The sequence below is a fragment of the Sphingobacterium sp. CZ-UAM genome (genome assembly GCF_002000245.1).
In the GTDB taxonomy this organism is placed as follows: domain Bacteria; phylum Bacteroidota; class Bacteroidia; order Sphingobacteriales; family Sphingobacteriaceae; genus Sphingobacterium.
In genome coordinates, this window is sequence record NZ_MTCM01000001.1 from 1,744,612 (window position 1) to 1,757,325 (window position 12,714).

The window sequence follows — 12,714 nt, forward strand, 5'->3', positions numbered from 1 at the left end:
CAGCTGGAGAACAAAATCGACTCCTTGCAATCAGCGGATCAAGGCTGTGGGTATCCATTTTCCACATTCCAGTTTTTCTGCAGCATTTTAACAAACCGCCCTGTTTTATCGAAAATAGCATACTGGGTCTCCACGATGCCATTCCTTAAGTCGTAATGATTCAGTTTAACGGTATAGTCAACAGGCATTTTGCTGTGACGCCTAAGATCGATCTGCCAAACAACCGGCCGCTTGCCCCGGGCTTCTTCGCTCGCGCTCAGCACCATCCTTTCGCGCGAAATCAGGCCATCCCCGCGAAAATAAATGGCTTCAAAATCATTCAGGGGAATATAGTTGTCGCGCGCAATCGGCAAATAGCTTTGACCCGCATCGATCGGCAGGCGATACCGCTCGGTAAAATCCCGCTCGTAGCAGACCAATACCGAACCCGGTCCATTCTCGCCCAGCATCCCACCATGGGCATTCAATTCCACATCCCGCCCTTCCTTGACAAGCAGCGTATTTTGATACCACTGCACCAGCGCTCCCTCAGATGCCTTGTACGCAAAATCTGCCGGCGATGTGATGGTATATTTCTTGCTATAGATTTTCTTTGTCTGTACATTGATATTCAACAGCAACTGCACATACTGGGGCCGAAGCTCCGCCTCATCGCTATACAATGCGATGGATAGGGTCGCATCATCCGCCCCAATAAAGCGATTGGGAACCACAAGGTTTAGAAAGACATTGGAGGCATAGGCCGGTATCTCGCTGGGTTCAACCCCACAGGTATGGCTGATGATTTCCTCTCCCTGTCGATCCCGTATGCGCAATTCCAGGGTGTGAAATGCTGTATAGGCAACATAATAATGGTTCCCAGCAGCATCCATACGCTCCGTACTCACCCAAATATCGCTATCCTCGGTCGGGATAACGCTAATACCCGCCCCGTTATCTTTGTTGCAGGCTCCCAACGTTGCCAAAACAAGGCATAAAATCAGTATAAAATCTATTCGTTTCATCGGCTATTTCTTCTTATTGCCCCAGTCCATTCCGGTCAGCTTCATACACAAGACGGCCAAGCCTTACTTTTGTCCCTAAAAAAAAGAAAAACAGGACTTACAACATAAAAAAAGCCGCACGAGCGGGGAACCCGATGCGGCTAAACTAAACTAAGAAATTATGAAGTTGTAAACCGTTACATCAGTAAGACGGATAAAAACCGTAATTGTCCCGAAAAAAAACACAATTTATTTAAAACCGAAGCTGGCATTATTTTTTTTTAAAATCGGGACAATTTTATTGTTCAACCGTCTATATCATAATAATAATCAATTTTTAATATGATGATATATAAAAACCAATTTGTGCATGGCTACATGCTACTTGCCTGTGCCTGTCTTTTTTTTCAAAGCTGTAAGCAAGATCAGCTAACCGTAACACCGCTGCCTACCGAAAGGACGGTTTTACCCAATCAACTGCGTCTCTCCGAAAAAGAAAATTTTTATGGAGGCTATGGCAACACATTATGGACGGGCTGCCCCGTCAATACAAAAAATACGCGCCGCTACGGCCCGGGGGCCTACATCAAGTTGCTGAGCCCTGAAGAGAAAGCACAGATCGGCAATTCTATCGATTTCCGGATCGAACTCCATGCGGCCTATGATCAATGGGACCGGAATGCCTACAGCTGGTACATCAAAGTCCCCAAAGGAAAGACTGGATTGGCGGACATCAATCCCAATGATTACACCAAAACGTCTTTCATCCATTATACGACCCCTTATTTTGCACACGACAGCACCCCAAATAAGATTACATATAAACGGGATGTCAGTGAATTCGCACCTGATCTACGTGACCCTGCTTATGATGTCTATATTGGCTATGAAATCGGCGCAAATCCAACCAACAAAAGCAATGGCGGTTACCTGGACGATGGCTGGCAAAAAGAATACTGCAGCTACGCAGGTTTCCATGCCGAAGTTTTCATCGACACCAAAACCAAAGCAGTCCTCAAAGAGGAACAGGATAATACCGTTGTCCTGCCCCTGCTTTCTGAAGGGATCCGTGCTGTAGAATATGTCGAAAAAACATTTACCACGGATACGGATATGCAGGATGCCTATCTTCGGATCTCCAGCTCGGGCCATGGATCAGGCAATATGGAAGAGGGAATGTTCAGGGAGTTTGAAGTTATTTTGGACGACAAGACGGTCGAAAAATTTAGTACAGAGCAATCCTGTACACCAAGATCTTATTACGATGACATAAATCCCTATGGTGGTGGCGGTTGGACATACCCGACACGCAACTGGTGCCAGGGCGGAGAGATTATCGTGCATAAGATTGCCCTTGGGAAACTTTCCAAAGGAACCCACCGCATTAAATTGGATGTCGCGAAGGTCTTGGGGACGCTCGATCCACTGATCATCAATAAGCGGGTACCGGTTTCCAATGGCAATTACCTGCAGACTTACCTTGTTTTGGTCGGTCAAAAAGTAAAACCATAACCACCCGATCCCCTGTTGTTGCGATGGAAGATGGAAAATTGGTTATTTTTAGATAAAAACAAGCAATCAACTTAATCATGAAACTACTCGATATCAGCGTACTGGCCTTATTGTGCTGTTGGCCTCTGTTGGCTGCAGCACAGGCAAGGGGCACACAAAAGCGACCAAACATTGTTTATATTATGAGCGATGATCATGGCTATCAGGCGGTCAGTGCCTACGGCTTTGGACTCAATCAAACGCCCAATATTGACCGGCTTGCAAAAGAAGGGGTCCTGTTCACACGGGCATCGGTGACCAATTCTTTGTGCGCGCCAAGCCGTGCGGTATTGCTGACAGGCAAGCACAGCTACATCAATGGGAAAATAGATAATAATGCCAAGTTCGACTGGAATCAGGACAACTTCGCCAAGATTCTCCAGAAAAACGGTTATCAGACGGCTTTAATTGGAAAAATACACCTCAACGGTTTGCCCCAGGGCTTCGATTATTCGGCCGTTTTATTGGATCAGGGAGAGTACTACAATCCTAATTTTATGATTAATGGTGTAAAAAGGCAGATCCCAGGTTATGTGACGGACTTAACAACGGACATGACCCTAGACTGGATCGCTCAAAGGGATACCAGTAAGCCCTTTTGTGTGCTCTACCACCAGAAAGCTCCCCATCGGGAGTGGTTGCCCGCCCTTCGACATCTGAAGGAATATACGTCCAAAACCTACAGTGAACCTCAAAACTTATTTGACAACTATGAAGGGCGGGGTACAGCTGCTAAAACGGCGGAGATGAATATCCTAAAACACATGAACTGGGCCGGTGACAACAAAGTTCCGCCGGCGGTAATGGACGAACTGGGGATCAAAGAATACATGCGCTGGGATAAGGCCGCCTACGAAAAAAATCTGGGCCGGATGAGCAAAGAAGAACGTGCCGCCTGGGATAAAGTCTACGATCCGATGATGGCAGATTTTAAACGTAAGTACCCAACAATGTCCCAGACAGATCTGATGCGCTGGCGCTACCAACGTTATATGCAGGATTACCTCGGCACCGTTGCCGCAGTGGACGAAGGTGTCGGCCGATTGCTGGATTTTCTAAAGGCCAATGGACTAGATCAAAATACCATTGTGATCTATACCTCAGATCAGGGCTTCTACCTTGGTGAACACGGTTGGTTTGACAAACGTTTTATGTATGAAGAATCTCTGCGGACACCCCTTTTGATTCGGTATCCACAGGAAATAAAGGCCGGACAAACTTCAACAGCGCTCGTACAAAATCTCGATTTCGCCCCCACCCTACTGGATTATGCGGGAGTCAAAGCGCCACAAGCGATGCAAGGCCAGTCATTTCGGGGCTTGATCAATGGGAAAGAACAGACGTGGCGCGATGCCGTCTATTATACCTACTATGAATACCCTTCGATTCATATGGTAAAACGTCATTATGGCATCCGGACCGAACGTTATAAACTGATACACTTCTACTATGATGTAGATGAATGGGAATTATATGATCTTGAAAAGGATCCGCAGGAAATGAAGAATGTCTATCGGGATCCGGCTTATGGCCAGGTACGTAAACAGATGCACCAGAAACTCGATGCCCTACGCAAATACTATGCGGATTCAGAGCAGAACGATGCGCAATTTGTTCGACAGATTAAAATACAGCACAAAAAATAATGTCCAATAAAACCGCCGTATTTCATTTACGTAATACGGCGGTTTTACAATTAGATACCCATCTTAAAAGGTCCAGGTAAAATAATAATCCGGATCATCCGCACGTGTAAATTTCACGGCCCGTCCGAATACAGGGTCCTCGACATACTCCAGCTCGAAGTCTTTATCTTTCATATTTTTAAAAATCGAGCTTTCCATGAAGGGCACCATGATCTTTCCGTTACCATCGGTGGCTTTGATGCCCGTAAAACGAAGGCGCTTGGTATTGTAGTCGATCGTATAGGACATGTTATAGCTAAATGAGTAATATTGTGGCCCCTGATAAAAATAACCTGACGCATTGATCACTTTCCTGGCCATGTTTACACTGAAATCCACATCGCCAAGTGTCAGGCCAAAGTCCGATTCTGCCACCGAAGTCACATACTCCTCCCAATCGGTGGCATAACTGGCCGACCAACTCTCCATTGGGAGCTCACTTTTATTGGCATAGGGCCCCGCCTGTGCCATTGCCGTTAAACCTACACCGAAACTTTCCAAAGGAGTAAATACCAAGTCCGCTGTTTTGGAGATGGCATACTGCTGACCATCGGAAGCCTGCAGCTTATAGCTCCCTTTGTCATAGCGCAAGGCTGTAAAATGGTTACCGAAAAGCGCATCACTTTGAATCATGTTGATCTCATTGTTCACCGTATATCCAAAGGGGATCTTGATACGCTCGGTTTTTCCATCGAAATAACCAATTAGGTTGAGCATCTTTTCGGCCGTATCAACGACCAATTCAGCCTTTATTTTACCGATGGTAACCGCATTATAGTCTGTATTGAAATACGCCTTGACCGCAGCGACGCTCGTTTGCAGTTTATTTTCCAAGTATGCCTTTTGTTCTGCGGCACTCGCTTTAATCAGGTACAAGGATTTTTTGAACTTCCGGCCCTCAAAGAATAAGGTATCACCACTAGTTTTCTCGTAGTTAAATTCAATATCGCTTCCATAGCCCTTTCCTCTTTCACCACCAAAGACGCCGGGATCCGGATCCTCCAACATGGTTAAATAGGTAAAGGTGTCAAAAGACAATGTTGCAGCCATAATCTGGCGCACACGATAGGTCGATTCTTTCAGCTCATTCATCGTTTCGTTATCAAGATCCGCAAGCATGCTGACCCTATCGTTTGCCGCAAACTGCATGTAAAATCCATAACCACCCGAAAGGTCGGTCGAAAGTACGGCTTTCCAGCCATACGGTGCAGCGACCAATGCATTTTTGACATAAGCGAGCGTATCGGCGATGCGCTCATCGGGATCACCCAGCAAGCGATCTTCTTCTTTTGCTTTGCTGCAGCCCAGTATCAGTAGGGCCACAAACATAAAATAGCCTATTATTTTCATACAATTATTTCTTAAATTTCACCTGTCCTGTAATCCCTGATGCAGGATCCGAGATATCCTGAATGGTGACAAACTGTGCATCCTCGTCCGCGGTCTTTTTGCCCAATACCCCCCAATCAAATCGGAAAGTACCTGCCTCCAGGTAGTCAATTAAGGGCTGATAGTCTTTTTTTATCCTTGGTTCAAGTCCATTACTGTAGTCATCTTCAGTACCCTGTGGATCGGACAATCTAAACTTATAGGTACCGACCGACTGTTTGATCAGGTCAAAATCATATAATATATTTGTCGTAACGAACTCGACAGTCGTACCTGTAATGACTAAAACGGATCCAAAAGGGACGATCAATGTCATCTTTTTATCCCGATAGTTTATTTTGAGCTTGACTTCGTTTTTAGATACGAAATAATTATTTGCCAAGGCCGTTCTAAAGAGGTCGGTCTGTATCGCCGACACTTTATATTTTTCTGTCCAGGCAGCCCTCAGATTGAGGTCCAAGGTATCCGATACCGTGCTATCACGTACTGCGTTCAAAAATGAAAAACTTTTGCTATCGTATTCTGTTTCCATGATGCGCTGAAACTCCACCTGCAAATCGGTCAGGTCAATCATAAAATTTTTCAGCATATACTCCCGTACGATCGTTTCTTTTTTCTTGAATTTTTCTTTTGCCTCCTCACCATAGGAAATCGCCTGGTCATCATAAACTGTTTGTCCTGCGACAATCAGGTTAGATAGGGTCTCCGCAAAATCTTCGCCTACTGATTTTCGGGCATAAGGTGATATAAAGCCCAACTTTCCAGCAACCTCCGGGTTATTGTCGGGATGATTCCAATCGCTGCGGTAATCCCCTATACAGACCTTTTCAAATTCGGGTGGTATCATCCGGATTTGATTGAGGATATGGGTAAACTCGTGATGCACGATATGGAGATTGCCCAATATTGAATTCGGATTTTCAAGATTCAATCCATTTAATCCATAGAGTGTAATCCGTCGCCCCCCATCGGCTGTCCCGCCTTTGACGGAGCCATCAGGATCGTAGTCACCGGAGCCAAAGAGGGCAAATTGTTTAGGTGTATAGACTTTGATAAACTCCTTGCCGCCAACCTTTTCATACAGATCCAAAAATGCGGTCTTGATAATTTGCATCTGCGGGATCACCTTCGACTCGTCGGGAGGGCTTATATTTTTGTTGATATCGTGCATATTGCGCTGATAGCGATAGACGACTTCGATATTATAGGGATCGGTCAGATTTTTTTTAATCCAGGCATCGATTTCCCCGGGCCGAAAGGTATCGTAATTTTCAATTTTTGCATTTAATTTATCCTCTTTACTACAGGAAAATTGTGTACTGATAAGGCCGATACCGATCAATAATTTAAATATAGTTTTCATAATTTATCTTGGATTAGGTTCAACGCCTGACAGTTTTGTTTCCTGTGGGATCTGGAATACCCGACGCGGATCTTCGGGTTTGAGCTCTACAATTGTCTCCTCGTCATTATTGGCTATGAGATTGTGTTTCACGGTAATTTTTCTCCGGATAATATCAAACCAACGCAGGCCCATGGACATAAATCCAATCTGTTTAAACTGGAGTATGGTCTGGATCAGCGCTTCTTTCTCATCGGTCACCTGAAAGAATTTTTTTGATTTGTTCACCGTCACGGCATGCCGATCGGAATCGTATCCTTCTATACGGTTACTTGCAAACAAATCTAAATCGGCGATACTGGCTGTGGTATTTCCTAGTTCCGCATAAGCCTCTGCCCGGTTCAACAGGACTTCATCTGTGGTCAACATCGGCACCATCAGCATGGCATAGCCTGTATTGGCGGCAGCATTGGTCAGGTAGAAAAACTCGTTCCATAAATAGGTCGTATAATGTGGTGGCCCATAAGTTAAATTAAAATTATAAAAGCGTGCGCCGGCAGCTGTCGTCGCATTGTAGATGTCCCTATGGACATCTGTCCCCATCCCGTACCTGCTTTTGTATAAACGGGCATAAGCACTGCTTGTCTCACCCACGAGCAGGTTATAGGGCTGCTCGGCCCGGGCAAAGTTTTCAAGCACAATTTTTTTCTCCGTGTCCTTAAACTTGGAATTAAAAGGCATTAATTTTCCTGCGAAATTTCCCTCAGGAAAGACCTTATTTGCATGATCGACGACCTGTTTCCAGTCGCCTTTGAACAAATAGAAACGGGCGGCAAAGGCATGGGCTGCAGCTGGGGTAAAATGATATTTTGGTGCTTTCCAGTCTCCCTTATTGGCCTCCAGTAGGGCAAGCCCTTCTTCCAGATCCTGTTGGATCTGCTCGTATACGGCCTGTACCGTTCCCCTTTCATAAGGGACGATCACCTTGGTTTCGACCGCAGTCACATAAGGGACCCCCGGTGAATCATTGGCGGCTCCCTGCTGCGTATCATAGACCTTGGCAAAAAAACTGACGAGCATAAAATGCGCATAGGCCCGTGCGACAAGCGCTTCGCCTTTATAGACTAATACTGTCTCATCAAAATCGTGTTTTTCAATGGCATCCAGCGCATGGTTGGCAGCGGCAATAGCGCTATAACAGGCATTCCAATAAGCGGTCGGTGTATCATCTTTTTTTTCAATAATATCTTCCCATTTATACAGGGAGGGTACCGGTTCCAGCAGCTCGCCCACGCCCTTATCCTCCACATTATCGGAATACATTTCGGCCATCTCCAGATAGTTGTTGGCTGGATAGGCGGATGTAACCAAACGTTTGACCTTATCGACATCATTGATCGATGCGCGTAGATCGGGTTCTTTATCAAGATATTTGCTACAACCACTGAGTAAACAGGTGCTCGCCAGCAGTATATAATTCAGTTTTTTAAATTTCATAATTTTAATTGTTTTAGAATCCCAACTTGACGGACAGGGTTACCTGTTTCGGTACAGGCAAGGCAACTCCGCCATTGCTGTAAAACTCGGGGTCAACACCATTTAATTTCTTGTCCGCATAGATTAACCAGAGATTGTTGGCCACCAGATTAAATTGTGCCGTCCTGAATTTAATCTTCGACACCCATTCTTTTGGCAAACTATACCCCAGCGAGATCTGCGAGAGCCGTAAATAGTCGCCCTTGGCAACACGTTCTGTCGAATAGTTGTACGCATTATAGGCATAAGATGCCGCACGGGTCTCGCCTTTTGAATCGATCACTTCTTTTTGTGCCGTCATGGGATCCAAAGCGGATGGAATCACGGTCAGAAATTCATCCCCATGGTAAAGATAACGATTGATCATGTCCTTAGATACATTATACATATCCAGGTAGGAGGCGGAATAGGTTGGCTGGAGCCGCACTTTGTTGCCCAGCGCAAACTTCAAGAGGAAGGAAAGACTAAAATTTTTGTAGTCTATCCGGTTATAATAGCCGCCAGCCACCGTAGGATCTACCGGCCCCTCATATTTCAGAAATTCGGTCTTATCATCCTGCAGCCAAAAATAGGTCTCGCCTCGTGTGCCGTCCGTACCGATGAAGGTCGGGAATCCGTATTTGTTATTGAGCTGATCGAAATCCAGGGAGTATAATCCCCGATGCGGGCCACCGAGCCGGGCCCCGCCTTCGGCGGCGATCAGGTTCCAGATATTACGGGTGACGTCCATTTTTGTAATCTTGGTCTTGTTGAAACCCAAGGTAAATTGCGTCCGCCAGGTGACTCCCTCGGAATCTTTAAAGGGATACCCGCCCAGCTGTATATCCAATCCATGCCCTTTCATATCGGCATAATTGGCCATTTTTTCAAATTCACCACCAATTCCCGAGGTACGCACCACACCGATGAGATCAAAGTTTTTGCGTCGGTAATAATCCACATTCAGGTCGATCCGGTTTTTCAGAAAACTTAAATCTGCCCCTATGTTCAGTTCATACATCTTCTCCCAGGTCAATTCAGAATTTTCGACACCGCTCAGATTGATCTTTGATTCTTTTTCAGATTCCACTGGGCGGTAGGTCACGGCATTGTAGAACAGCGCAGAGGAATTTGATGCATTCCCCATATTGGCGGTCAAGCCGTAGGTCGCCCGCAGCCGGGCCGAAGACAGCAATTTATTGTCTTTATTGAAAAAGTTTTCCTGGCTGATATCCCAGGCACCGGAAACATTCCAAGTGGGCAGCCAACGCGCGACATTGGAATGTCCCATCCGGTTGGAACCATCATACCTAGTGGTAAAATTAAAGGAGTACCTGTTTTTATAATTGTAGGCACCGCGAAACGCATAAGCCAATTTTCGATCATACAGATATGTCATATCAAACAGCGGATCGCCACCCTCTATGGCCTTCTTATAAAATCGATAGGTAGGCATCACAAGATTCCCGGTATTATACTCGATGCCAGGCCCCGTAAAATCATGATTCTGCTTGTCTGCATACTGCAGTTCATAAGTGGCAAAGAGATTTAAGCTATGGTCATTCCACTTTTGATTATACTCCAGGTTGTGACGCATGTAATAACTGACCATGTTGTTGTTGGCCAGGTTAAAAAAACCGCCGGTGGGCAGGATCACATATTTGTCGTGATTCGGGAAATCAGGATCTTTATACAAAAAGCGATTGTTTTCATTGATTACCTGATCCGCATTAGAACGATAGGATTTGGCCAGATTGGCGTTCTCTGTTATAAAATGCTGCCGCTCCGAATTATAGTAGCGGTACATCCCGTTAGCCGAATAGGTCAGTGAAGGCAGTATTTTATAGCTAATTCCGGCCTGTACCTTAATATCCATAATCTTGAGCCGGATATAATTGTTATCGAGTTCATTCAGGATATTGAAGGGTGCATGTTCGCGCGTAAAAAATTCCCGATTTCCCTTTTCGTCAAAAGCCGTAATCAGGCGGCTCGTATTGAGTGCGTACGAATAGGGATTAATATCAAAATCACGGGAGTAGCTTCCGCTGACTGCATCCGACATGCGATTTAACGTACCCGGGGTGCGCTGGTCACGGATATTACTCTGAAAGATAAACTCAGTGCTCAAACGCTCATTCACTTTATAATTATTTCTGATATTGGCCGTAAAACGCTTTGCTTTATTCCCAAGTGTATACCCCGGATCATTCATAAAACTAGTCGAAGCATAGGTCTGTGATTTGGCTGTTCCCGTTGCCATGCTCAGGGAATGATCTTGGGCAATGGACTGCCGAAACAGCAGGTCGAACCAATTGGTATTGGCATTGGCATAACGTTCCAGAAACTGATAGCGTGAAGGGGCATCATTGCGTAGCGCATAGCTGTCCGTTTTCGGATTATATTCGTACATCAGGTTGTACATCTTACTGAAGACACCGCCCGTAGCTTCGCGGGATACCTGTGAGTGATTGAGATAACCCTTATTTTCCATATCAATGATCAACTGCATCTGCTCGGCGGAGTTCATGATATCAAATTGATTGTAATTGGGTTTGATATAAGATGTGAAATTTCCGGTATAGTTGAAATTGACGACACCGTCGGTATTCCGTCCTTTTTTGGTATTCACCACCACTACGCCATTCATCGCTGCAGCGCCATATAATGCCGTCGCTGCGGCATCCTTTAATACCGTAATGGATTCAATATCATCGGGATTCAACCCCGCAACAGACGAACCGAGCAATGTGTTGGCATCGCCTGTTGATAATGCTTCATTGGAAATATTGACCGCTTCATCCAGGATCACACCATCGATGACCCAAAGCGGTTTATTATCTCCCGTTAGTGAGGTCGCTCCCCGGACCCGAATCTTTGGTGCGGCACCAAAAGTACCCGAAACATTCTGTACCGAAACCCCCGCAGCCTGTCCTTCGAGCATACGGGAAAGATCGGGTACCCCAGCGCGCTCGGCATCCTTTGCATTGATCTTGGATGTTGCTCCTGTAAACAACTTCCGATCCACATTCTGGTATCCTGTAGAGACCACATCCACGACCTCCAGCTGATTCTCCTTCGTTTGAAGTACAATGGCCAGTTCGTTTTTTCCGTCCACAGCAACTTCCTGATCGACATAGCCCACACTACGGATTGTCAAGCGGGCATCACTGGCGGCATCGATCGTAAATCGGCCTTTTTCATCGGTCTGTACCACCTGCTTCTTGCCTTTTACGCTAACGGTAGCACCGGCAAGCCCTTTGCCATTGGCATCCCTGATGTATCCGCTGATGGGCTTCTGAAGTTCAGGAATCATTCCAATGGAATCTGTGGCTGATCTAACCAGGGCGATACGCAGTTTTGACTCATGTGCCGTGGCTGTTCCTGGGCTCGCCTGCGCTGTTGGTACAGTCAGCCACAAGGCTGCAGACAAGGAAACCATCAGCTTCAGGGGAATCAGCAACTGACGCTGATGAGCGTCTTCCTTACCGAAAACCAACCCTTTCTGAAATAAAAATCTAGTCATACATGTTAAGTAATTGGGTTTGTGATTTATGCTAATTTGTTGTTTTTCAGCGATCGCAGCTTTACGCTTGTGATGGCAATATGATACAAGACGGCCGAGTCCGCCATTTGTCCCTAAAAAAATAAAATAAGAAAGCCGCGCGAACGGGGAATTCGCAGCGGCCTCACACTAACCTATGAAAAACATTTATTATGAAAAGTTATTTTAATCTAAAGACGGTCAACTCTTCGATTTGTCCCGAAAAAAATAAAAAAATAAAAAACCACCTGGCACAGGAGCCAGATGGTATCACTAAACTAAACATATGAGTCCCACCGCTGGGTTATTTGACAAGACGGTCAAGGAACCTCTTTGTCCCGAAAAAAGTGAAAAATAATTTAATACCAGATCATAGTATCTTTTCTGATCGTAAAGGGGCGCTCAAGTTCTTTCCGAGCGTCGTTATCTTTGAGCAGGTAAATATTCCGGTAAGGGATTTTTGAAAAATGCAGTACCGTATCGGCTCCGCTGTATACCGGCGCCAAGGTGTCCCAACCACCGGTACTATTTAACGTCAGCAGGGAATAGGACCGCCGCCGTTTGAGCCAGGCCTCATTTCCATAATTAATCTTGTGTAAGACGGGGAGCAAGTAGATTACTACTCTCCTTTTTTATGTAATAATCTGATAAAATTAATGGATTTATGAGGCGGCTGTCAACTTGAGGCTTCACTTCTTCGATATAATT

Annotated in this window: 8 protein-coding genes; 2 read left to right on the forward strand and 6 right to left on the reverse strand. The window is 45.5% G+C overall.

Translation table 11 applies throughout. The annotated features are described in order from the left end of the window. Nucleotides 1-38: 38 nt before the first annotated feature. Nucleotides 39-1,004 (reverse strand): hypothetical protein, encoded by a 966-nt coding sequence (locus BWD42_RS07510; protein WP_139351050.1) that lies wholly within the window; start codon nt 1,002-1,004, stop codon nt 39-41. A 321-nt stretch (nt 1,005-1,325) separates the two neighbouring features. Between BWD42_RS07510 and BWD42_RS07515 the strand changes: the two genes are divergently transcribed. Both BWD42_RS07515 and BWD42_RS07520 read left to right on the forward strand, forming a co-directional pair. Beyond that, complete coding sequence (locus BWD42_RS07515; RefSeq protein WP_077434634.1) at nt 1,326-2,495, forward strand: peptide-N-glycosidase F-related protein; 1,170 nt, start codon at nt 1,326-1,328, stop codon at nt 2,493-2,495. A 77-nt stretch (nt 2,496-2,572) separates the two neighbouring features. After that, a complete protein-coding gene (locus BWD42_RS07520) occupies nt 2,573-4,180 on the forward strand; it encodes a sulfatase (protein ID WP_077434636.1) in 1,608 nt (535 codons plus the stop codon). Between the two features lie 63 nt (nt 4,181-4,243). Here BWD42_RS07520 and BWD42_RS07525 read toward each other — a convergent pair whose 3' ends face one another. The 5 genes from BWD42_RS07525 to BWD42_RS07545 form a co-directional block, all read right to left on the reverse strand. After that, a complete protein-coding gene (locus tag BWD42_RS07525; RefSeq protein WP_077434638.1) occupies nt 4,244-5,569 on the reverse strand; it encodes a DUF4302 domain-containing protein in 1,326 nt (441 codons plus the stop codon). A gap of 4 nt (nt 5,570-5,573) precedes the next feature. Further along, nucleotides 5,574-6,971 carry a substrate import-associated zinc metallohydrolase lipoprotein gene (locus tag BWD42_RS07530; RefSeq protein WP_077434640.1) on the reverse strand — a complete coding sequence of 466 codons (1,398 nt, stop codon included), beginning with the start codon at nt 6,969-6,971 and terminating at the stop codon, nt 5,574-5,576. Between the two features lie 3 nt (nt 6,972-6,974). Next, a complete protein-coding gene (locus BWD42_RS07535) occupies nt 6,975-8,447 on the reverse strand; it encodes a RagB/SusD family nutrient uptake outer membrane protein (RefSeq protein WP_139351051.1) in 1,473 nt (490 codons plus the stop codon). A 13-nt stretch (nt 8,448-8,460) separates the two neighbouring features. Beyond that, a complete protein-coding gene (locus tag BWD42_RS07540) occupies nt 8,461-11,988 on the reverse strand; it encodes a SusC/RagA family TonB-linked outer membrane protein (protein WP_077434644.1) in 3,528 nt (1,175 codons plus the stop codon). Nucleotides 11,989-12,365: 377 nt separating this feature from the next. Further along, nucleotides 12,366-12,617, reverse strand: coding sequence for a hypothetical protein (locus BWD42_RS07545; protein ID WP_077434646.1), 252 nt, complete (start codon nt 12,615-12,617; stop codon nt 12,366-12,368). Nucleotides 12,618-12,714: the final 97 nt, after the last annotated feature.

Excerpts from the sequence above, each read along its gene's own strand:
- BWD42_RS07510 (WP_139351050.1), bottom strand. The coding sequence starts at position 1,004 with ATGAAACGAATAGATTTTATACTGATTTTATGCCTTGTTTTGGCAACG.
- BWD42_RS07515 (WP_077434634.1), top strand. The coding sequence starts at position 1,326 with ATGATGATATATAAAAACCAATTTGTGCATGGCTACATGCTACTTGCC.
- BWD42_RS07520 (WP_077434636.1), top strand. The coding sequence starts at position 2,573 with ATGAAACTACTCGATATCAGCGTACTGGCCTTATTGTGCTGTTGGCCT.
- BWD42_RS07525 (WP_077434638.1), bottom strand. The coding sequence starts at position 5,569 with ATGAAAATAATAGGCTATTTTATGTTTGTGGCCCTACTGATACTGGGC.
- BWD42_RS07530 (WP_077434640.1), bottom strand. The coding sequence starts at position 6,971 with ATGAAAACTATATTTAAATTATTGATCGGTATCGGCCTTATCAGTACA.
- BWD42_RS07535 (WP_139351051.1), bottom strand. The coding sequence starts at position 8,447 with ATGAAATTTAAAAAACTGAATTATATACTGCTGGCGAGCACCTGTTTA.
- BWD42_RS07540 (WP_077434644.1), bottom strand. The coding sequence starts at position 11,988 with ATGACTAGATTTTTATTTCAGAAAGGGTTGGTTTTCGGTAAGGAAGAC.